Below are 20,099 nucleotides of genomic sequence, written 5' to 3'. Positions count from 1 at the left end.
TTTGCCCTGCACAGTCCGATACTCGCAGACGAGGGCACCGCGTTGCCTGCAGGCTGCGATCGCGATCACTTTTTAGCGGCGGGCCCTCCCTTACTCTTGCCTCTCTTCGCGCCTCTGCGGGCGCACTATGCTGTTCAGACAGGGAGTTACACCATGATTATTTGCGATCGTCTCGACTGGGCCACAGAACGTCACGCCTTTCATCCGGTCATTGACCAGGCGATAAGCTGGATTGCTGAGAAAGATTTTAGCCAGCTTGAAAGCGGGAAATACCCGATCCTCGCGGACGACAAAATGTTCTGTCTGGTGCAGGAGATGATGACCGAGCCGGCCAGCGCCCGGCGGGCAGAATCCCACGTCAGCTACATCGACATCCAGTACCTGCTGGCTGGCGTAGAGAATATCGGCGTGGCTCGCGCGCACCCGGAGCATGTGGTGACCGAAGATTTTATCCAGCAGCGTGACGTGATTTTTTATCAGCAGACGATAAACGAGTCGATGATCACCCTGATGCCCGGCATGTTTGCGCTGTTCTTCCCGCATGACGTACATCGTCCCTGCTGCGCGCCCGCCGAACCGGCCCTGATTCGAAAAGCCGTGATTAAAATCCATCGCGATCTGTTTACCGGCTGAGGTCCGGCCGTCAGTCATTTGTCATCGCTTGCCGCTAAACTGGTCAATGTGAGCTGAATCGCGCTAGCATTGAACAAAACCCAGACGCAACGAGGACCCTATGGCTATTAAATTGATCGCTATCGATATGGATGGCACCCTGCTTAATCCGCAACATGAAATCACGCCTGGCGTGAAATCCGCTCTGGATCGCGCCCGCCAGCAGGGGGTCTCGATTGTGCTGACCACCGGCCGGCCGTTTGTCGGTATCCAGCGCTACCTGATGGAGCTGGATATGCAGACGCCCGGTCAGTACGCAATCAGCAACAACGGTGCGCTGGTCCATCAGGCCGAAGATGGCGAATGCGTAGCGGAAGTGACGCTGACCTTTGACGACTACCTCTACATTGAGCAGCTGGCGCGTGAGCTGGGCGTGCATTTCCAGGCGTTCGACAAGTCCCACCTCTATACGCCAAATAAAGACATCAGTGAATACACCATTCATGAAGCCAGCCTGACCGGGATTCCGGTACGCTACCGCGCCGTTGAAGAGATGGATCGCGCCACCCGCTTTCCGAAACTGATGATGATCGACCGGCCTGCCCTGCTGGATGCGGCCATTGCTCGTCTGCCCGAACAGGCGCGCCAGACTTACACCATTCTGAAGAGTGCGCCTTACTACCTCGAAATTCTCGATCGTCGGGTTAACAAGGGTCAGGGCGTCAGAATGCTGGCTGAGAAGCTTGGGCTGAAGCAGGAAGAAGTAATGGCGATTGGCGATCAGGAAAATGATCTGGCGATGATTGAGTATGCCGGCACCGGAGTAGCGATGGGTAATGCCATTGATTCGGTTAAGGAAATCGCCCAGTTCGTGACTAAAACCAATATGGAAGATGGCGTAGCACACGCGATTGAAGAGCTGGTGCTGTAATCGTCTGTTTTCTTGCTGGCAGGCTGCAGCGCAACAGATTGTCTGTTTTGTGATCAGGATTGTAGCACAACCTTGATAGGTGGTACTACAATTTTTGCTCAGGCATCAGCCGGGCAAAGGAACTCAGACAGTGGAAAAGCAGGACGTCAGCAAAACCGATCGGATTCTTTTAACGCTGGGCGAAGAGATTGTCTCCGGCCAGTTTGTGGCGGGTCAGCCGTTGCCCGCCGAGGCGGACCTGTGCGAACGGTTCGCCACCTCCCGTAATATCATCCGCGAAGTTTATCGCTCGCTAACCGCGAAACGACTGATTGAAATTAAGCGTTATCGCGGCGCTTTCGTCACCCCGCATCAGCACTGGAACTTCCTCGACAGTGACGTCCTGCAATGGTCGTTAAAGCACAATCACGATCCACAACTCATCGCCGCGATGAACGATGTGCGGGTGCTGGTCGAGCCGCAGCTGGCGCGCTGGTCAGCCGAACGCGCCACCTCGCAGGATCTAGCCGCTATCGAGCTGGCGCTCAACGATATGATCGCCCGGCACAACGATCGTGACGCCTTTAACGAAGCCGATATGCGCTACCACGAGGCGCTGCTGGCTTCGGTTCACAATCCGATTCTGCAACAGCTCAGTATCGCCCTGGTTCAGCTGCAGAAAGCGGTTTTTGCCCGCACCTACCGCGCCGATCGCGACAATATGCCGCAAACCCTGCGTGAACATCAGAACCTGTTCGATGCCATTCGCCATCAGGATGGTGACGCCGCAGAAGCGGCGGCACGCGCCATGATTGCCAGCTCAACCCAACGCCTGAAGGAGATCGTGTGAGCCACTATATCGCTCTCGACTGGGGCTCGACCAACCTGCGCGCCTGGTACTACCGCGACGGCGACGCTGTTGAGAGCCGACGTTCAGAAGCGGGCGTCACCCGCTTAAACGGCCGCAGCCACCAGCAGGTGTTCGATGAGATAACCCACGGCTGGCCGGTGAATGCGGTGCCGGTGGTGATGGCGGGCATGGTGGGTAGCAACGCCGGCTGGAAGGCCGCGCCCTATCTTCCTTGCCCGCTGACGCTGGACTCCCTCGCGACGCAGCTGACCGCAGCCGGTGAAAATCGCTGGATCGTGCCGGGATTAAGCGTCAGCCGCCGTGACAATCACAACGTGATGCGCGGTGAAGAGACCCAGCTGCTGGGGGCGCAAACCCTGGCACCGGCGGAACTGATCGTGATGCCCGGTACCCATTCCAAGTGGGTGAAATGCGAAGCGCGCCGGGTGATCGATTTCCGCACCGTGATGACCGGCGAACTGCATCATCTGCTGCTGAACCACGCCCTGATCGGGACCGGTTTACCTCAACAGCAGCCGGATGCGGCGGCCTTTCAGCGCGGGCTGGAAACCGGCATCAACGATCCGTCCCTGCTGGCGCGCCTGTTTGAAGTGCGGGCGCAGCATCTGCTGGGTGCGCTGGCCCCCGGGTCGGTCAGCGATTTCCTCTCCGGTTTGTTGATCGGACATGAAGTCGCCAGTCAGGCGGCGCAGTCGGCGCTGAGCGGTCCGGTGACGCTGATTGCCAGTGAAGCACTGGCCCAGCGTTATCAGGCGGCTTTTGCCCTGCTCAATATCCCGCTGCAATGGCTGGCAGGCGATAGTGCCTTCCAGCAAGGAATAAGGAGAATTGTCGATGACCTTGCCCTTTAAGCTGCCGCTGATCGCCATCCTGCGCGGCATCCGGCCGGACGAAGCCGGGGCGCACGTTAGCGCCCTGATTGAGTGCGGTTTTGACAGTATTGAAGTGCCGCTCAACTCGCCCGACTGGCAGCAGACCCTGCCGCAGCTGGTACGTCAGTTTGGTGATCGGGCCATGATTGGTGCCGGAACGGTGCTGAACGTCGCGCAGGTCAACGCCGTTGCGGCAGCAGGTGCCCGCCTGCTGGTGACGCCGAATACCGATGCAGAGGTGATTGCCGGGGCAGTCCGGCAGCAGATCTGGACGGCCATCGGCTGCGCCACCGCCAGTGAAGCCTTTACCGCGCTAAACGCAGGGGCCCATGCGCTGAAAATTTTCCCGGCATCGGCTTTTGGGCCCGCCTATATCAAGGCGATCAAAGCCGTATTGCCGCCGGAGGTGCCGCTGTTCGCAGTAGGTGGTGTGACGCCAGAAAACCTGGCGGACTATCTGGCGGCGGGCTGCGTCGGTGCCGGACTGGGCAGTGACCTGTACCGCGCCGGTCAGCCGCTGTCGCGCACCGTGGAAAAAGCTGAGGCTTTTATTGCTGCTTATAAGGATGCCGTACGATGAAAATCACAAAACTCACCACTTACCGCCTGCCGCCACGCTGGATGTTCCTGAAAATTGAAACCGATGAAGGCGTCTGCGGCTGGGGCGAGCCGGTAATCGAAGGCCGGGCGCGCAGCGTCGAAGCGGCGGTGCATGAACTGGGCGATGCACTCATCGGTCAGGACCCGGCGCGCATTAACGACTTGTGGCAGGTGATGTACCGGGGCGGTTTCTATCGCGGCGGTCCGATCCTGATGAGCGCCATTGCCGGTATCGATCAGGCGTTATGGGATATCAAAGGCAAAACGCTCGGCGTCCCGGTCTGGCAACTGCTTGGCGGTCTGGTTCGCGACCGGATGAAAGCCTACAGCTGGGTTGGCGGCGATCGTCCCGCCGATGTGATTGCCGGGATTCAAACGCTGCGCGCCATCGGCATCGATACCTTCAAGCTCAACGGCTGCGCCGAAATGAGCCTGATCGATAACAGCCGCGCGGTGGATGAGGCGGTCAATACCGTGGCGCAAATCCGCGAAGTCTTTGGCAATCAGATTGAATTCGGCCTCGATTTTCATGGCCGGGTCAGCGCGCCGATGGCGAAAATATTGATCAAAGAACTGGAGCCCTATCGGCCGCTGTTTATTGAAGAGCCGGTGCTGGCCGAGCAGGCAGAATACTATCCGCGCCTCGCCGCGCAAACCCACATTCCGATTGCCGCAGGCGAGCGCATGTACTCCCGCTTCGAGTTTAAGCGGGTGCTGGCAGCGGGCGGTCTGGCAATCGTGCAGCCCGATCTCTCCCATGCTGGCGGCATCACGGAATGCGTCAGGATTGCCGCGATGGCAGAGGCTTACGATGTCGGACTGGCACCGCACTGCCCGCTCGGACCGCTGGCGCTGGCCGCCTGTCTGCAGGTCGATTTTGTCTCGCATAACGCCATATTCCAGGAACAGAGCATGGGCATTCACTATAATCAGGGAGCGGAACTGCTTGATTATGTTGTCAATAAAGCTGATTTCGCCATGCACAATGGCAGCTTTTCGCCGCTGAACCGGCCGGGTCTCGGGGTTGAGATCGATGAAGCGCTGGTGATTGAACGCAGCCGTGATGCCCCAGACTGGCGCAACCCATTGTGGCGGCACGATGACGGCGCCGTTGCCGAATGGTAATGTTCGCCGCTTTTCAGTAGCAGCCACCCGCTTCACCCCATAATAAGAAACACTCGCCAGGTCCCGCGCGATGCGGGATCCGGGTCCGCTATACCCTACGTGAGGATCTCCCGATGAGTGAACATCTGCATCTCAGTACCGTGAAAAAAATGAACCGGCGCATTATGCCGTTCATCATGCTGCTCTACCTGATTGCCTATATCGATCGCGCCAATATCTCCGTCGCCGCGCTACAGATGAATGCCGATCTGGCGATGACCGCCGAGATGTACGGCATCGCCGCCGGCATTTTTTACGTCACCTACATCATCTTCGAAGTGCCGAGTAACGTCCTGCTGACGCGGGTCGGTGCGCGGCGCTGGATCGCCCGCATCATGGTGAGCTGGGGCATCATTGCCGCCGGCATGAGCCTGGTCCAGACGCCCACCCAGCTTTATGTGATGCGCTTTCTGCTCGGGGCGGCAGAGGCCGGGTTTACGCCCGGCATTATCTTCTACCTCTCCTGCTGGTATCCGCGTAGCGATCGCGCCCGCGCCATGTCGATGTTCTATATCGGTGCGGCGCTGGCATCGGTGATTGGCCTGCCGCTCTCCGGCAGTCTGCTGAACATGCACGGCATGTTAGGTGTCGAGGGCTGGCGCTGGCTGTTCCTGCTGGAAGGCATTCCCGCTTTCTTCCTCGGCATCGTCACCTGGTTTTATCTTGATGATTCACCGGCCAAAGCGCGCTGGCTCTCCGGCGAGCAGCGTAGCTGGCTGCAGCAGACCATTGAACGTGACGAGAAGCATTCCGCCATTCACCATCATAACTGGCGGGTGGCGCTGAAAAGCGGTCGCGTCTGGGCGCTCAGCCTGCTGTGGCTGTTGCAGGCGTTTGGCACCATCGGCGTGACGCTGTTTCTGCCGCTGATTGTCAAGGCCGTGGCGGAGGACCGCAGTAACCTGATGGTCAGCCTGCTGTCGGCGGTGCCGTTCCTGTTTGCCTGCCTGTTTATGTATTTCAATGGCCGTCATTCGGACAAAACCGGTGAGCGGGCCCGTCATCTGGGATTGCCGTTGATCGCCGCGGGCCTGCTGCTGCTGGGCGCGATGGCAGTCTCGCAACAGTGGCTGGCCTACGGTCTGCTGGTGCTGATGGTGGGCCTCAACTGGGCGATTACGCCGGTCTTCTGGGCCGTCACCACCGAGACCATCTCCGGCGTCGCCGGGGCCGCGTCGATTGCGCTGATCAACGCCGTGGCGAACATTGCCGGCCTCGGTTTTCCGCCGATCATGGGCCGCATCAAAGATGCCACCCACAGCTACAATGATGGTTTGCTGATTGTGGCGGGCGCGCTGGTGCTGGGCGGCTTACTCGGCCTGCTGCTGGGACGAAAAAAAACCGTCGAGGGTGACGGGCGGGTGCTCAGTGAGGCGAAATCGAAGCTGCATCTTTAGCCCGTTTGGCGTAGCGTGTGGGGCAACATTTTTATCAGGTTGCCTCCATGCGCGAAAAACAGATCACCTTTGCTGCCCGCCAGCATCAGCTTACCAATATCAATGTCTGGACCGCCGATAGCCAGTGGCTGGCGTTTGACCTGCGTCCCTCCGGCGCGTCGTTTACCAGCCAGACCATTGAGCGCGTCAATGTGACCACCGGCGAGGTTGAGGTGCTGTATCAGGCGCACCACGGCGCCCATGTCGGGGTAGTTACCGTCAGCCCCGATCTGCCGCCGCGCTATGTCTGTATTCACGGCCCGGAGCATCCCGACGCAAGCTGGCAGTATGACTTTCACCATCGGCGTGGCGTCATTATTCAGAACGGCAATGCGATGAATCTCGATGCCTGCGACATTACCCCGCCCTTTACGCCCGGCGCGCTGCGGGGCGGCTCGCACGTACATGTGTTCAGTGCCGACGGGTCACGCCTCAGCTTCACCTACAACGATCATGTGATGCATGAATGGGATAGCCGCCAGGACCTGCGTAACGTGGGCATCGCCGTACCGCTGCGGGCAGTGACGCCGCAGAAGCAGCATCCCCGTGAATATGACGGCAGTTATTTTTGTCTGCTGGTCAGCCGTACCCATGCGCAGCCCCTACCCGGCAGCGACCAGATTAATCGCGCTTATGAAGAGTGCTGGGTCGGCGATCGCGGCTATCAGAAACCGGACGGCAGCTGGCAGCGCTGGGCCATCGCCTTTATTGGCGATACGCTGAATGCGCAGGGTGAAAAACGGCCTGAGGTGTTTATTGTCGATCTGCCCGAGGCGCTGGAGGATTATGCCCGCGCGGGCGAGGCGCCGCTGGAGGGCAGCGAGCGGCAGTTACCTGCACCGCCTGCTGGCGTGCAGCAGCGTCGCCTGACGGTAAGTCGCGGTCTGGCACTGCAACCGCGCCACTGGCTGCGCGCCGCGCCGGACGGCAGCCAGATCGCCTTTCTGATGGCGGACCCGCAGCAGGTGGTTCAGCTGTGGACCGTATCGCCCAACGGCGGCGAGCCACGCCAGATCACCTGGCTGAGCCACAGCATCCAGTCGGCGTTTAGCTGGCACCCCAGAGGTGAGGCGATCGCCTTTATCTGCGACAACAGCGTGATGCGGTGTGAGGTGATAAGCGGAGCATGTCAGCGGCTGACTGACCGGACAGAGCAGCCACCATCAGGTGACGCGGTGGTCTGGTCGCCTGATGGAAGCCAGATTGCTTATATGCGTGAGGTGAACGGCTGGCGGCAGCTGTTTACGGTTGCGGCGACGGCGGCTGCATAGTCGGCATCGGCTGTGCCTGCGCCAGATTTTCCTGGGTATGCGCCAGCTTCTCGCTTTGCAGTACCCGCTCGCGCGGAGAGTCGATCGATTTGTCACTGTCGTTGCGATAATAATCCCACGGCAGTAACAGCGTATCCAGCGCAGCGGAGAAAGGCAGATCGATCAGCGCCAGCGGTTTTAGTGCCCAGCTGGTGTCGTCATCGACCAGCAGATCGGCGCTGGCGCGGGTGCCAGGATAGTAGCCCTGACTGGCGCCGGTGTGTGACATAACGCTGGAGCAGCCGCTTGCCGCAACGGCACAGCAGACTACACCCGCCAGCGGTAACGTTTTCATCAATTTCATTATTATCATCCCTTCAGTCCTGACAGAAGCCTGACTGAGTTGGTTTGCCAGACAACGCCATCACTCTGGGGTGAAGTCCGTTCTGGTCCGGCAAAGGTAGTCCTGAGTGTATGTCATTTTCTCAAACAGGCGAAAAAAATTGCGTTTTCCCCTTGAAAGCTGACGTCCGGCACCCATTTTTAGATTACGGACGCACTCACCGTTGCCGCAAGGGACAGTGAGGTGCCGTACAGAAACCTGTCCCGTAGTGGAAGGTTGCCAAAACTTGCTGAAACTCAGGAGTCTTAATATGCGTAATTTTGATCTCTCTCCACTTTATCGTTCTGCCATCGGCTTTGACCGCCTGTTTAACCTGCTCGAAGCGAATCAAAATCAGAGCAACGGCGGCTATCCTCCGTACAACGTCGAGCTGGTCGATGAAAACCACTATCGCATTACCATCGCCGTAGCCGGTTTTTCTCAGAGCGAACTGGAGATCACCGCCCACGATAATGTGCTGATCGTGCGGGGTGCCCACCCGGAAGAGCAGACCGAACGTAAATACCTGTATCAGGGTATCGCCGAACGCAACTTCGAGCGTAAATTCCAGCTGGCCGACCACATTGTGGTACGCGATGCCCGTCTGGAAAATGGTCTGTTAAGCATCGATCTTGAACGCCTGGTGCCGGAAGAAGCGAAACCACGCCGTATTGAGATTCTGAAATAATCATAACAAACGCCGCTAACGCGGCGTTTTTCGTTTTTGATATCAGTACCTGCTCAGGGAGCAAAAAGGCTGCTCCGCTCCAGGGTTTCAGACGGCTGATTGAATTAACGCGATGGGAGCATACGCCTGTAGCAAAGCATAGCGGACCAGAAATGGTGTTTTTGCGTCTTTGCGAAACGCAGCCATCACGCTCTTAAACGCCGCGCCAGCGGCGTTTTTCTGTTTGCCTTTACGGCTGCGTTCGCATCGCTAAACGCTGACCCACTACCCCGCCAAATACGTTTACCAGCAGCCCCAGAATAATGATGGTAGCGCCCAGCATCTGCTGTCCCGACAGATGCTCATCCAGCACCAGCGCGGCGGTGATAATCCCGACTACCGGCACCAGCAGCGACAGCGGCGCAACGCGCCAGGTTTCGTAGCGGCTCAGCAGGTTGCCCCAAATCGCATAGCCTATGATGGTGGCGATAAACGCCAGATAAATTAACGCCAGTATGGTCTGTAACCCGATATGCAGCAGGCTATTGAGGATGGCGGCCTGGCCGTCAAACAGCAGCGAGCAGGCAAAGAAAGGCACCACCGGCACCAGCGCACTCCAGACCACCAGTGACATGATCGGCACCTTGCGGTTACGCATAATGATCTTATTGGTGATGTTACCCAGCCCCCACGACAGCGCGGCCGCCAGCGTCAGCATCATTGTCGTCAGCGTGATACCGGCCGTGGTCTGGCCCTCCATGCCCGCCGTGGCCAGCATAAACATCCCCAGCGTGGCGATAATAATTCCGACAATGTGATTCCAGCGCAGCTTCTCCGACAGCAGCAGCGCGCCCAGCAGCAGCGTGAAGAACGCCTGCGCCTGCAGCACCAGCGACGCCAGTCCGGCGGGCATGCCCAGCTTGATCGCCAGAAACAGAAACGCGAACTGACCAAAACTGATGGTCATCCCGTAGACCACCAGCCAGCGCAGCGGAATCGGCGGACGGCGCACAAAGAAGATGGCGGGAAACGCCACCAGGCTGAAGCGCAGCCCGGCCAGCAAGAAGGGCGGCATGCCCTGCAGCCCTAACTTGATCACCACAAAATTGACGCCCCATGCCACCACCACGCACAGCGCTAACAGCATATCTTTTACCGACATCGGATACTCCTTGTGCCGCTTCAGGCAGTGATCGCCACCGGCGTCGCGATATCCACACAGCAGTCGTCACCCACAATGCGAAAATAGTCCTCTACCGCCAGCGCAATCGACTTATCCAGCGCACCCGCGTTAAACCATAACGTCCCGACCTGTTGCAGCCGCGTATCGACCCGCAACGCCAGCCGGTCATCAAAACTAAACGGTGGCACCGCACCCATTACGCAGTCGGTCAGCGCCTGGGCCATCTCCGGTGCGGCAAAGGCGGACTTCTTACCGCCGATGGCGCGCGCCGCGCTTTTGAAATTGATGCGGCAATCGCCCGGCACAATCGCCAGCAGATAACGCGCATCGGCGCCCTCTGGCATGCTGACCTCAAGCACCATCGCTTTGGCCGCCTGATTGAGCGCGTTACCGCGTATCTCACTGATCAAATCGGTCTGACCCACCGCCTGATGCTCTGCCACCCGATAGTTCGCCTGATGCTGATCCAGCAGCGCGATGATTTTTTCAAACGTCGTCATTCCCCTCTCCTTAATCTGGCGCAACCTGGATTAACTCCAGGCGATAGCGTGCTTCATTTTTTTATCGGTCAGGCCGAAAAAGAAGCCCATGGTGATGCGGGTATCGCCTTCGACCCGGTCAATTTCGTGATAGAAGGCGGGATTAAACAGGTAGATATCGCCGCTGCGCGGTGAAAACTCGCAGGTTTCACTGCCCGCCACTACGCCGCTGTGGTAACCCAGTTCACCGGCGGTTTTGAACTGTTCATCTTCCGGCGACCATTTTTTGTTGTAGATGCGTAGCGCGCCGCCCGCGTTGCACTCCTGCAGGCAGACCACGCAGCTGAGCTGATGCAGGATCTGGGTTACCGCCAGACCGCTGTCGGCGGCATCACGCACGATGTTGTCGTTATGCAGGGGATTCGCCACGCCGTCGGCATGAAAGCGCACAATCGAACCGGCATACTCGCCCCGGCCCGGCTCCTGCGCGGTACGCAGGCTCTCCAGCCTTAGCGCATGTTGTACCCAGTAGTAGATCTGTTCACGCAACGTACCAAGCGACGGCGGCAGCGACGGCTGAATGTCGCGCAGCTCAGTAAAGTAGTTATCCGGCGCCGCCGTATGCCGGGCCAGATAGGGGCCGAGCGTAGTGAGCGCACCGTTGGGGTAGTGGGATACGCGGATCTTTTCCCGGCAGCGCTGAAGATCGGTCACCACTGCCTGACGGACGTCCGGCGTGAGGAAGTTGCGCAGCACCAGCAACGGCACGCGTGCCGTCACGATGTCATCCAGCCAGGTCGACTCCACAAACATGTTGGGATTAATCACGCGGAACTGATTGAAAATAGCCATGTTTCTCACTCCCTAAACGGTATTTCATAGAGTTCATGATTGTTCATTCGCCGCCAGTTGCCGGCGCTGCCTGGTATTGCCACCGGTTCAGACGCGATCAGGGTACAATCGTCCTGTTGCCGAAAATGCATCGTAAAGTAGTCGGGATACGGCGTGTCGTGCGGATGCCACTGCCACGCCCAGGCCTTGTCGCGGGTGACAAAAATCGCATTACCTGCGCTGCCGCCTGGCGCAACCTGGGCCATTTTTTCCCGCAGATAGTCACGGGTGAAATCAGCCGGGGTGATCTGATCGACCAGATAGTGCAGATACTCTTCCGAATCGAAGCGCGATTCAGTCAGGCCGAGCTGACGATAGATGGTGGGCAGAAAACCGTTGTGCATCATGTACCAGCGATGTCCCGCGCTGTTGCGCCACAGCGGATGCGAAAACTCCAGCCCGTGATTTTTACTCAGGGTGGCGTGGCGCACGTGTACCGCCAGAAAGCGGCTGCGCAGCCGATCAACATCAATGCCCGGCAGCGCGTCGGCAAACGCGCCGGTGCCATGCAGGGTGCGGATCTCGCCGTTCTCCAGCCACAGACAGCCCCAGCCGTTAGGATGCTGTTTGATCGGCCCGTCGTGGTCGGCGCTTTCGCCACAGCTCATGGCGCGCGCGGCCTCCAGAATGGCGGCGCTGTCGAACCGGCCATGCGCCAGAATCATTCTGCACATACTGTGTTTCTCCCTGCCGCCGCGGGCTGCGCGGCGATCACCTGATGAAAGGCCGCCAGAATCGGTTCACGCGCCGCCGCGCTCAGGCAAAAAGTCGCCAGAATCCCGGCATGGCGGGTCAGATCGGCATACAAAGACGATCGCGGTGAAACCTGCAGCGTCGGCAGCCGCAGCGTCGGCATCAGCTGACCCTGCTGATGCTGATCGATCCAGCGCTCGGCCGCCTGCAGCTGTGCCGGTTGCCGCAACCGTAGCTGGCCTACCGCGTGCGGCGCGGTGAAGGCAAATGCCGGCAGCACCGCGCCCGCCTCCAGGCCAAAAGTCACGTCTGCCCAGTCGATGCCGGTGGCTTCCTGCACCAACGTTGTCACGCCCATGCCTGACAGGCGAAAGCCCATCTCCAGAAAATGCGGAATGCCGTTCACCAGGATGAAATCGATATGGAAAGCGCCCTGACGATAGCCAAAGGTTTCGCAGCAAAACGCCATCAGGCTGGTGAATGAAGGAGGCAGCGTGGCCGCCGCCAGCGCCACATGTCCCGACTCGTAAAAGCTGACGCAGCCCTCAGCGTCACGATGCTGCTCAATCACTTTCTGGCAGCAGGTCAGCGCCTGCGGATGCCCCTGATGCACCACGCCCTGCAACGAAAATTCCTCACCTGATAATCCGCTCTCGACAATGAAACCGCTGAAGCCGCGGCCGCCGTAATTCATCGTCTGTACCAGCTTGTTCACCACCTGGCACAGCTGATCGGCCCGTTCAATCAGCCAGATCCCCAGCCCGCCGCCGCCATCCACCGGTTTCACCACGCAGGGATAGAGCAGCGCCTCTTTCGCATCCAGAATGCTGAGCGGCGAGGCGAAGAAGCGGAACTCCGGCTGTGGAAAGGCGGGCCAGGCTTTTTTCAGCGCCATGCGCTGGGCATATTTATCCAGCGGGATAAACGCGGCAGGCGCATCGGGTCCGGCCAGCATTTCCCGTACCCGTCCGGCGCTGGCGTTGTAGGCTTCAAAACCGGCCAGCACCACCTGTGGATGCGACAGCAGACCGGCGTGCAGATACGCCTGGATCACCTCCCACGGGTTTTCTGGTCGATCAAGGCGAACGATCAGATCAAAGGGCAGCGTCAGGCTCAGCGACTGGTAATCAACAAAGTCGCCCATCTCAGCCAGCACGGTAAAGTAGCCGTCGCGCTTCGCCACCGCACAGTAGGGATTGTGTCCGTCACGGGTCGCGCCAATCTGCAGAAAAATCTTTTTCATCGCCTCGCCTTACCGGACTAACGCCCGGAAATGACTTCAGTCACGGTGTCGTTCAGCTCACCGTGGTTAACCTGAATCACCGCTTTATGGGGATCAAAACGCAGCACGCGCGACAGCGGATCGGCGCTTTTGCCGTCCAGCAGCGAACTGACCGGGTTGCTCTGCCAGCAGTGACGCATCTGCGTCAGCGTCATGCCGGAAAGCTGAGTTAACTGCTGCGCCAGCGCGTTATCTTCACTGCGCTGGTCAAGGAGATCGCGGATCGCCGCCTCATCCAGCGCAATCTGCTGCCGGGTCAGCCAGTGGTTAAGCTGTTGCCCGTGGGCGAGGAACGGCGAGTAAATCATGCAGATCAGCTGATCTTCACTGAGATCGAACGCCTCGACAGCGAACGTCGCCGCCCGCTGGCGCTGACGCTGGATCGCCGCGTCATCCTGATACCGCGCCGCCATTTCGTCGATCAGCTGCGGCGGGAAATCCTTCTTCACCATTAAGCCGAGTGCAAAGCGCACATATTCACGGATCCCTTCGGCGTAGTTGCGCTGCAGCAGGGTTTCCGCCCGCAGCCCGCGCAGATGGGCCATTAAGGTCGGATTGCCGCAGTCTGACTCAGAGAAGCTGAACATCAGCTCATCGAAACGGAAGCGCATAAACTCGCTGAGCAGCGCCCAGTGCGCGCCCGCTTCATAGGCGGTGTCCTGATAGATATTGAAAAACAGCGGATCGCGCGCTAACTGATGGGTAATGCGGTGCGCAGGCGTCAGCTGATCGGCACCGTTGATATCGGTGAAATAGCGTTCGGCGACGCCATCCAGCGTCTGCAGGAAACCGCTAAAGCCGCGGCTTTTATCCGCCACCGGCGCGTCGAACAGCCGCGACAGATGGCGCGCCCAGGCAACATAGGCTGCCTGCTCCTGCGGCGAGTCGCCGGTGATGATCACATCCACGCCACCGTCGTAATCCGCCGCCAGACCAAATGAGTTGACCATGCTGAGGTTGCAGGCGTTACAGAAGGTCGAGCGCGCATCGGCGCGAAACCGGTGGCCATTCATCAGCACATCGTTGCGATTCTGCTGCCGCACCGCCTCCGGCATCGGCAGATGCCGGGCGAAAGGACGAATCTGTAACCCATCCACCACCAGACATTCAGCCAGCGGATCGTCATGCATCGCCAGCGATTGATAAACCCGGTTGATGTTCTCCATCACGCTGTCGTTCATCGCCGCATGACGATTGGTGCTGACGCGCAGGCGAAAGGTGGCACCGCGCTGCTGCCAGATGATGCCCTGGATATAGCGGACATAGGCCACCATGTAGCTGCTGTCTTTCCCGCCGCCATAGGCGAGCAGAACTCGGTTATTTTCCAGCTGCTGCCGATCGGGTAACGCCGCCAGCAGACGGTCAGAACAGCGCTGTGCAGAGTCGATGATGGCCGGCGAAAGGTAGCCCTGAATCTCCTTCATCATGGTGGACAGATTATTCATTTTTCACTTTTTCCTTACGCGAATAGAATCACTCAACCGCCAGAACGCCTGATGTCGCAACCGGCGGCCTGCGCGGATGACGATGACGATCGGCACACCTCTCAGACGCGCAATCGCCAGGGCGACAGGTCCGTTTAGCGTCATGAATAATTAAGAGATGCAGGCTAAAGTACTTTGAATGTACTCTGTTGAATATGCACAGATCAGCGCGATATGGGGTGGTACAGATGGCCGATGTTGTCGGAGAACAGGAGAGTCAGAGCAGTCGTTACCGCCAGATAGCCGAACAGATCAAGCAGGCGATTCATGCCGGTACGCTGGCACCAGACAGTCGTCTGCCGTCGGTGCGTACCCTGGCGACGCAGTATAACGTCAGCCTCACTACCGCTCTGAAAACATTACGTACGCTGGAGGATGAGCGCTACGCCGTCGCCCGGCCGAAGTCGGGCTTTTTTGTGGCGCCGCAACGGCATCGCCCGCGACAGCTGCCCGCCGTCAGCGAACAGCCACGCGCCATCGCCCCGCTCGACGAACAGACTGAGCTGCATCTGGCGATGCTCGGTTCAGACTGCCGGGTGCGTCTCGATCTGGCGAACGGCGACAGCGCGCTCTATCCGGTGAAGAAGCTCGGCTTGCTGATGCGCCAGATGGGCTACAGCAAGCCTGCCCTGCTGGGCAACACGGTGAAAGGCACCGGCTATGCGCCGTTAAAAGTCGAAATTGCCCGCCGGGCGGTCGATTACGGCTGCAATATCAGCACCGACGATATCCTGATCACCAACGGCTGTATCGAAGCTATCTCTCTGTCGCTGCGCGCCACCACCCAGCCTGGCGACGTGGTGGCGGTCGAGTCGCCCTGCTATTTCGTGCTGCTGCAAATGCTGCACAACCTCAATCTGCGGGTGATCGAGGTTGAGGCCGGGCCGGAAGGCTATGTGAATGTGGCGAAGCTCACCGGGCTGTTTCAGCGCAAGGCGGTGCGGGTATTTCTGACTCTGTGCAACATCAATAATCCGCTGGGGAAAAGCATTCCTAACGAGCAGAAAGCCTATATTGCACGGCAGGCAGATGAAAACGATGTGGTGATCATTGAGGACGATATTTTTGGCGATACCGCCTTTGGTGAGCGCCGCCCTTTCCCGATGCGCGCCTTCAGCCCGAATGCCATTCTGTGCAGTGGCTTCTCCAAAACGGTGGCCCCCGGCATCCGCATCGGCTGGGTCCACAGCGTCAACTACATGCGCAAAATCGCCTCGCTGAAATATACCTCGACCATGGGCACCTCGGTGTTGTCGCAGGCGGCGGTCGCTGAGCTGCTGCGCAGCGGGGGCTATGACGCGCATCTGCGCAAACTGCGGCGCGAGCTGGCGCGGCAAATCAGCGCCATGCGTCAGTCGGTACTGCGGGAATTTCCGCCGGGAACCCAGGTTTCAGATCCAGAAGGCGGCTATGTGTTATGGGTGGAGATGCCTGCGCAGGCGCTGAACGTGCGCTCACTGTTTCTGAAAGCGCGGAATGCAGGCATTGGCATTGCGCCCGGCCATATTTTTGCCACCGATCAGCGCTATGACCACTGTTTCCGGCTCAATGCCGGTTTCGGCTGGAATGACGAGGTTGAACAGGCGATACGACAGCTGGCGCAGTGGTGCCAGCTGTCATTAACCGGGCCGCAGGATTAGGCGTCGCGCCAGGCGGTCTCAATCTCTTCGGCCAGAATCTGCACCGCCCGCTCGATGTTCTCCGCATCCGGCACGTAGTTCATACGCATGCATTGATGGGTGTGCGGCCATTCATGTTCCAGTCCCGGAAAGAAAAAGTGGCCCGGCACCATCAGTACGCCGCGCGCTTTGAGCCGCTGATAGAGCGTCTCGGTGCTGATCGGCAGATCGCGGAACCACAGCCAGAGGAAAATGGCCCCTTCCGGTTTGTGGATCAGGCAGCGCTCTTCTGACAGATAGCGACGCAGGATAGCGATGGTCTGCTGCACCTTGTGCTGATAAAACGGCTTTATCACCTCTTCTGACAGGCGCAACAGATCGCCACGGCGGATCATCTCACCGGCAATCGCCGGGCCAATGCTGCCGGGCGCCAGGCTGATGATGCCGTTCATGTTGCTCAGCGCCCCAATCGTTTTCTCATCGGCGATAATAATGCCGCAGCGTGCGCCCGGCAGGCCAAGCTTCGACAGACTCATGCAGAGGATAATGTTGGGATTCCACAGCGGGCGGACCTCGCTGAAGATAATGCCGGGAAACGGCACGCCGTAGGCGTTGTCGATCAACAGCGGGACGTCGTGCTGCTGCGCCAGCGCATCCAGCTGCAGCAGCTCATCGTCGGTGATCACGTTGCCGGTCGGATTGGTCGGACGCGACACGCAGATCAGCCCGATATCCTCTTTCATTGGCAGATGTTCGAAATCGACGTGATATTTGAACTGGCCGGCCGGCAGCAGTTCAATGTTCGGTTTGGCCGAGACAAACATGCCCTCTTCCAGCCCGGCATCGGCATAGCCGAGATACTCCGGTGCCAGCGGGAACAGCACGCGCTTTTTGCTGCCGTCGGCCCGGCGGCCGGCAAACAGGTTAAACAGATAGAAGAAGGCGCTCTGGCTGCCGTTGGTCAGCGCAATATTCTGCGCGCCGATCGGCCAGCCCAGCTGGTCACGCAGCAGTTCTGCCAGCGCCTCCAGCAGTGTCGCTTTGCCACGCGGGCCATCGTAATTGCAGAGTGCCTCGCTGAGCTTGCCTTCCTCGTGCATCTGCTGCAGCAGTTGCTGAAAGTAGTCGTTCATGGCCGGGATTTGCGCCGGATTGCCGCCACCCAGCATGATGGTGCCGGGCGTACGCAAGCCTGCGCCCATATCTTCCATCAGCCGTGAGATGCCGGAATGTTGGGTAAATTTGTCGCCGAACTGAGAAAAGGACATAGCGGTTAAAAATTTGTGATAACGAATCGGGGGTCCACCATAACGCCCGCCACCGGCGGGCGCAATGGGAAGGCGCAGGGATTACTTCAGCGCCTGCGGGTTAACACAGTTTTTATCGACCTTACCGCTGAGCGCAGCGATCAGATTATCCACGGCATCCAGCATCATGCCGTAGCGGGTTTCGTGAGTCGCGGAACCGATGTGCGGCAGCGTCACCACGTTGGGCAGCGACAGCAGCGGAGAATCGGCCGGCAGCGGCTCTTTCTCGAACACATCCAGCCCGGCGGCGTGCAGTTTTCCCGCCTGCAGAGCAGCGATCAGCGCGTTTTCATCCACCACCGGTCCGCGACCAGCGTTGATCAGCACCGCTTCCGGCTTCATCAGAGCGATTTGCTCTGCCCCGATCAGATGATGGGTCTGTTCAGTCAGCGGCAGGCTGATGCAGACAAAGTCGCTCTGCTTCAGCAGCGTCTCCAGTTCGCAGCGCTCTGCGCCAAACCGCGTCTGCGCTTCCTGATGCTCGCGGCGTGCGTTGTAGAGGATTTTCATGCCAAAGCCAAAGTGGGCGCGCTGGGCCAGCGCCATGCCGATGCGGCCCATACCGAGGATACCCAGCGTTTTATGGTGCACGTCGATGCCAAAACGCTCCGGACCGATGCTCTTCTGCCAGTTGCCCGCTTTTACCCAGGCGTCCAGTTCCGGCACCCGACGCGCGGTGCTCAGCACCAGCGCCATGATGGTATCGGCGACGGTTTCCGTCAGCACGGTCGGGGTGTGCATCAGTACCACGTGACGCTGATTCAGCGCCTCGACGTCAAAATTGTCATAACCGACCGAGACGCTGGAGCAGGCGCGCAGTTTTGGCATTTTCGCCAGCAGTTCGCCATTCACTTTACCGCCTGATCCCAGCAGGCCTTCGGCCTGGGCCAGCGCCGCAGCGTGTTGCTGCTGGCTGGCAGGTGACAGATCGCTGATTTCAGTCACTTCGGCATGCGCCGCCAGGCGCGCGCGCAAATCGTCGGGCAGTTTTTTATACAGAATCACAGCGGGTTTCATTCGGTGGCTCCCGGTCATTAAATAAGTGACGGGCGGCGCTCAGGCCGCCCGGAAAATGAGGGCTAACGTCTGGGCTTACGCTTTCAGGCGTGTTTCGCCCCGTGCAGCGGCGGCGTCGTCTTGTTCTGCGCCGGTTTAACAATCAGCGTCAGCCACACCGACACCAGCAGCGCCGATCCCATAAAGATGTAAGACGCGGACGGGCTGCCGGTCGCACCATTAAGATAGCCGACAATCCACGATCCGATAAACGAGCCGAGCGCGCCCATACTGTTGATCAGCGCCATCGCCCCGCCGGAAACATTGCGCGGCAGCATCTCAGGAATAATGGCGAAGAACGGACCGTAAGGGGCGTACATCGCTGCACCGGCAATCACTAACAGGGTGTAGGAGAGCCAGAAGTTGTCCGATCCCACCAGATAAGAACCGAGGAACGCCAGCGCGCCGATCAGCAGCAGTGGCCAGACAAACAGCTTACGGTTTTGCGTCTTATCAGAGGCCCACGAGACCACTACCATCGCAATGGTTGCCGCCAGATACGGCACCGCTGACAGCCAGCCAGCTTCAACCATTCCCATCTGGGTACCGTTACGCAGAATCGATGGCAGCCACAGCACGAAGCCGTAAACGCCAATGCTCCAGGCAAAATATTGCAGGCAAAGAATAATCACATTGCGGTTACGGAACGCTTCACTGTAGTTACGCACCGCTTTGATATTGTCCTGCTCTTTTTGCAGTTCCGCCTGCAGTGCGGCTTTCTCTGCATCACTCATCCAGCGCGCCTGTGCCGGTTTGTCCTGCACCATAAACCACCAGGCGATGGCCCAGACAACGGCCGGAATCCCTTCGAAAATGAACATTTCACGCCAGCCGAAGGATTCGATCAGATAACCTGACACCACCGACATCCACAGCACCGTCACCGGGTTACCGAGGATCAGGAAGGTGTTAGCGCGTGACCGTTCAGATTTGGTGAACCAGTTACTGATGTAGATCAGCATGGCTGGCATCACCGCAGCTTCAACTACCCCGAGGATAAAGCGGATCGCCGCCAGCATCGGAATATTGCTGACGATGCCGGTCAGCGAGGCGCAGCCGCCCCACAGAATCAGGCACCAGAAAATCAGTTTCTTGACGCTGCGGCGTTCGGCGTAGATCGCCCCAGGGATCTGGAAGAAGAAGTAGCCGAGGAAGAACAGGGCACCCAGCAGAGAGGACATACCTTTGGTAATGCCGAGATCGTCGTTTATCCCCGCCGCCGAAGCAAAGCTAAAATTAGCACGGTCAAGATAGGCCAGGCTGTAGGTGATAAACACGATGGGCATGATGAACCACCAGCGTTTTGGCGCGATTGTCTGCGTTTTCATCGAGAACTCCTGT

General features: G+C 59.0%; 20 protein-coding genes. 10 read left to right on the top strand and 10 right to left on the bottom strand.

Annotation, left to right across the window (positions count from 1 at the left end):
- Nucleotides 1–153: 153 nt before the first annotated feature.
- The 8 genes from ABIB18_RS14560 (at nucleotide 154) to ABIB18_RS14525 (ending at nucleotide 7,736) form a co-directional block, all read left to right on the top strand.
- Nucleotides 154–633, top strand: coding sequence for a NanQ anomerase/TabA/YiaL family protein (locus ABIB18_RS14560; RefSeq protein ID WP_316554477.1), 480 nt, complete (start codon nucleotides 154–156; stop codon nucleotides 631–633).
- 100 nt (nucleotides 634–733) lie between these two features.
- Nucleotides 734–1,543: a sugar-phosphatase gene (gene yidA, locus ABIB18_RS14555; protein WP_046289495.1), complete on the top strand. Its 810-nt coding sequence runs from the start codon at nucleotides 734–736 to the stop codon at nucleotides 1,541–1,543.
- A 130-nt stretch (nucleotides 1,544–1,673) separates the two neighbouring features.
- Nucleotides 1,674–2,372, top strand: coding sequence for a FadR/GntR family transcriptional regulator (locus tag ABIB18_RS14550; protein WP_279810135.1), 699 nt, complete (start codon nucleotides 1,674–1,676; stop codon nucleotides 2,370–2,372).
- Entirely contained in the window at nucleotides 2,369–3,244 is an 876-nt protein-coding gene (locus tag ABIB18_RS14545; protein WP_089561632.1) for a 2-dehydro-3-deoxygalactonokinase, read from the top strand. The genes ABIB18_RS14550 and ABIB18_RS14545 overlap by 4 nt, the downstream gene beginning before the upstream one ends.
- Nucleotides 3,228–3,845 (top strand): 2-dehydro-3-deoxy-6-phosphogalactonate aldolase, encoded by a 618-nt coding sequence (locus ABIB18_RS14540; RefSeq protein WP_031375174.1) that lies wholly within the window; start codon nucleotides 3,228–3,230, stop codon nucleotides 3,843–3,845. The genes ABIB18_RS14545 and ABIB18_RS14540 overlap by 17 nt, the downstream gene beginning before the upstream one ends.
- The gene (dgoD, locus tag ABIB18_RS14535) at nucleotides 3,842–4,990 is read left to right on the top strand and encodes a galactonate dehydratase (protein WP_354474616.1); all 1,149 of its coding nucleotides are present in this window, start codon (nucleotides 3,842–3,844) and stop codon (nucleotides 4,988–4,990) included. Before ABIB18_RS14540 ends, dgoD begins: the two co-directional genes overlap by 4 nt.
- Nucleotides 4,991–5,103: 113 nt before the next feature.
- Entirely contained in the window at nucleotides 5,104–6,426 is a 1,323-nt protein-coding gene (locus ABIB18_RS14530) for an MFS transporter (protein WP_069728637.1), read from the top strand.
- A gap of 47 nt (nucleotides 6,427–6,473) precedes the next feature.
- Nucleotides 6,474–7,736: a YidR family protein gene (locus ABIB18_RS14525; protein WP_069728638.1), complete on the top strand. Its 1,263-nt coding sequence runs from the start codon at nucleotides 6,474–6,476 to the stop codon at nucleotides 7,734–7,736.
- On the opposite strand, the gene ABIB18_RS14520 is transcribed toward ABIB18_RS14525, so the two are convergent.
- Nucleotides 7,708–8,079 carry a YceK/YidQ family lipoprotein gene (locus ABIB18_RS14520; protein WP_031378056.1) on the bottom strand — a complete coding sequence of 124 codons (372 nt, stop codon included), beginning with the start codon at nucleotides 8,077–8,079 and terminating at the stop codon, nucleotides 7,708–7,710. The genes ABIB18_RS14525 and ABIB18_RS14520 overlap by 29 nt on opposite strands.
- A 289-nt stretch (nucleotides 8,080–8,368) precedes the next feature.
- Here ABIB18_RS14520 and ibpA point away from each other — a divergent pair, with 289 nt between their 5' ends.
- Nucleotides 8,369–8,785 (top strand): small heat shock chaperone IbpA, encoded by a 417-nt coding sequence (gene ibpA / locus ABIB18_RS14515; RefSeq protein WP_046289498.1) that lies wholly within the window; start codon nucleotides 8,369–8,371, stop codon nucleotides 8,783–8,785.
- 229 nt (nucleotides 8,786–9,014) lie between these two features.
- On the opposite strand, the gene ABIB18_RS14510 is transcribed toward ibpA, so the two are convergent.
- The 6 genes from ABIB18_RS14510 to ABIB18_RS14485 are packed head-to-tail and all read right to left on the bottom strand — an operon-like array spanning nucleotide 9,015 to nucleotide 14,737.
- Nucleotides 9,015–9,926 (bottom strand): EamA family transporter, encoded by a 912-nt coding sequence (locus ABIB18_RS14510; protein WP_031376130.1) that lies wholly within the window; start codon nucleotides 9,924–9,926, stop codon nucleotides 9,015–9,017.
- A gap of 20 nt (nucleotides 9,927–9,946) precedes the next feature.
- Nucleotides 9,947–10,447: a YbaK/EbsC family protein gene (locus tag ABIB18_RS14505; RefSeq protein ID WP_031376131.1), complete on the bottom strand. Its 501-nt coding sequence runs from the start codon at nucleotides 10,445–10,447 to the stop codon at nucleotides 9,947–9,949.
- A gap of 30 nt (nucleotides 10,448–10,477) precedes the next feature.
- A complete protein-coding gene (locus tag ABIB18_RS14500; protein ID WP_031376132.1) occupies nucleotides 10,478–11,278 on the bottom strand; it encodes a 2OG-Fe(II)-dependent halogenase WelO5 family protein in 801 nt (266 codons plus the stop codon).
- Between the two features lie 5 nt (nucleotides 11,279–11,283).
- Nucleotides 11,284–11,991, bottom strand: coding sequence for a class II glutamine amidotransferase (locus ABIB18_RS14495; RefSeq protein ID WP_031376133.1), 708 nt, complete (start codon nucleotides 11,989–11,991; stop codon nucleotides 11,284–11,286).
- Nucleotides 11,979–13,253: an ATP-grasp domain-containing protein gene (locus tag ABIB18_RS14490; protein WP_354474612.1), complete on the bottom strand. Its 1,275-nt coding sequence runs from the start codon at nucleotides 13,251–13,253 to the stop codon at nucleotides 11,979–11,981. Before ABIB18_RS14490 ends, ABIB18_RS14495 begins: the two co-directional genes overlap by 13 nt.
- A 17-nt stretch (nucleotides 13,254–13,270) precedes the next feature.
- Complete coding sequence (locus ABIB18_RS14485) at nucleotides 13,271–14,737, bottom strand: hypothetical protein (protein ID WP_069728641.1); 1,467 nt, start codon at nucleotides 14,735–14,737, stop codon at nucleotides 13,271–13,273.
- A 227-nt stretch (nucleotides 14,738–14,964) separates the two neighbouring features.
- Here ABIB18_RS14485 and ABIB18_RS14480 point away from each other — a divergent pair, with 227 nt between their 5' ends.
- A complete protein-coding gene (locus ABIB18_RS14480; protein WP_354474611.1) occupies nucleotides 14,965–16,416 on the top strand; it encodes an aminotransferase-like domain-containing protein in 1,452 nt (483 codons plus the stop codon).
- On the opposite strand, the gene ABIB18_RS14475 is transcribed toward ABIB18_RS14480, so the two are convergent.
- The 3 genes from ABIB18_RS14475 to ABIB18_RS14465 all read right to left on the bottom strand — a co-directional run bounded on the left by ABIB18_RS14475 (nucleotide 16,413) and on the right by ABIB18_RS14465 (nucleotide 20,086).
- Complete coding sequence (locus tag ABIB18_RS14475) at nucleotides 16,413–17,663, bottom strand: valine--pyruvate transaminase (protein WP_031376137.1); 1,251 nt, start codon at nucleotides 17,661–17,663, stop codon at nucleotides 16,413–16,415. The two genes, ABIB18_RS14480 and ABIB18_RS14475, sit on opposite strands and share 4 nt — an antisense overlap.
- 81 nt (nucleotides 17,664–17,744) lie before the next feature.
- The gene (ghrB, locus tag ABIB18_RS14470) at nucleotides 17,745–18,719 is read right to left on the bottom strand and encodes a glyoxylate/hydroxypyruvate reductase GhrB (protein ID WP_031376138.1); all 975 of its coding nucleotides are present in this window, start codon (nucleotides 18,717–18,719) and stop codon (nucleotides 17,745–17,747) included.
- 83 nt (nucleotides 18,720–18,802) lie between these two features.
- Nucleotides 18,803–20,086, bottom strand: coding sequence for an MFS transporter (locus tag ABIB18_RS14465; RefSeq protein ID WP_354474609.1), 1,284 nt, complete (start codon nucleotides 20,084–20,086; stop codon nucleotides 18,803–18,805).
- Between the last annotated feature and the right edge of the window lie 13 nt (nucleotides 20,087–20,099).

It is taken from the genome of Pantoea sp. UYEF8 (genome assembly GCF_040546285.1).
Taxonomy (GTDB): Bacteria; Pseudomonadota; Gammaproteobacteria; order Enterobacterales; family Enterobacteriaceae; genus Pantoea; species Pantoea brenneri.
This window is presented reverse-complemented; position numbering and strand designations above follow the sequence as displayed.

Excerpts from the sequence above, each read along its gene's own strand:
- ABIB18_RS14560 (WP_316554477.1), top strand. The coding sequence starts at position 154 with ATGATTATTTGCGATCGTCTCGACTGGGCCACAGAACGTCACGCCTTT.
- yidA (WP_046289495.1), top strand. The coding sequence starts at position 734 with ATGGCTATTAAATTGATCGCTATCGATATGGATGGCACCCTGCTTAAT.
- ABIB18_RS14540 (WP_031375174.1), top strand. The coding sequence starts at position 3,228 with ATGACCTTGCCCTTTAAGCTGCCGCTGATCGCCATCCTGCGCGGCATC.
- dgoD (WP_354474616.1), top strand. The coding sequence starts at position 3,842 with ATGAAAATCACAAAACTCACCACTTACCGCCTGCCGCCACGCTGGATG.
- ABIB18_RS14530 (WP_069728637.1), top strand. The coding sequence starts at position 5,104 with ATGAGTGAACATCTGCATCTCAGTACCGTGAAAAAAATGAACCGGCGC.
- ABIB18_RS14525 (WP_069728638.1), top strand. The coding sequence starts at position 6,474 with ATGCGCGAAAAACAGATCACCTTTGCTGCCCGCCAGCATCAGCTTACC.
- ABIB18_RS14520 (WP_031378056.1), bottom strand. The coding sequence starts at position 8,079 with ATGAAATTGATGAAAACGTTACCGCTGGCGGGTGTAGTCTGCTGTGCC.
- ibpA (WP_046289498.1), top strand. The coding sequence starts at position 8,369 with ATGCGTAATTTTGATCTCTCTCCACTTTATCGTTCTGCCATCGGCTTT.
- ABIB18_RS14510 (WP_031376130.1), bottom strand. The coding sequence starts at position 9,926 with ATGTCGGTAAAAGATATGCTGTTAGCGCTGTGCGTGGTGGTGGCATGG.
- ABIB18_RS14505 (WP_031376131.1), bottom strand. The coding sequence starts at position 10,447 with ATGACGACGTTTGAAAAAATCATCGCGCTGCTGGATCAGCATCAGGCG.
- ABIB18_RS14500 (WP_031376132.1), bottom strand. The coding sequence starts at position 11,278 with ATGGCTATTTTCAATCAGTTCCGCGTGATTAATCCCAACATGTTTGTG.
- ABIB18_RS14495 (WP_031376133.1), bottom strand. The coding sequence starts at position 11,991 with ATGTGCAGAATGATTCTGGCGCATGGCCGGTTCGACAGCGCCGCCATT.
- ABIB18_RS14490 (WP_354474612.1), bottom strand. The coding sequence starts at position 13,253 with ATGAAAAAGATTTTTCTGCAGATTGGCGCGACCCGTGACGGACACAAT.
- ABIB18_RS14485 (WP_069728641.1), bottom strand. The coding sequence starts at position 14,737 with ATGAATAATCTGTCCACCATGATGAAGGAGATTCAGGGCTACCTTTCG.
- ABIB18_RS14480 (WP_354474611.1), top strand. The coding sequence starts at position 14,965 with ATGGCCGATGTTGTCGGAGAACAGGAGAGTCAGAGCAGTCGTTACCGC.
- ABIB18_RS14475 (WP_031376137.1), bottom strand. The coding sequence starts at position 17,663 with ATGTCCTTTTCTCAGTTCGGCGACAAATTTACCCAACATTCCGGCATC.
- ghrB (WP_031376138.1), bottom strand. The coding sequence starts at position 18,719 with ATGAAACCCGCTGTGATTCTGTATAAAAAACTGCCCGACGATTTGCGC.
- ABIB18_RS14465 (WP_354474609.1), bottom strand. The coding sequence starts at position 20,086 with ATGAAAACGCAGACAATCGCGCCAAAACGCTGGTGGTTCATCATGCCC.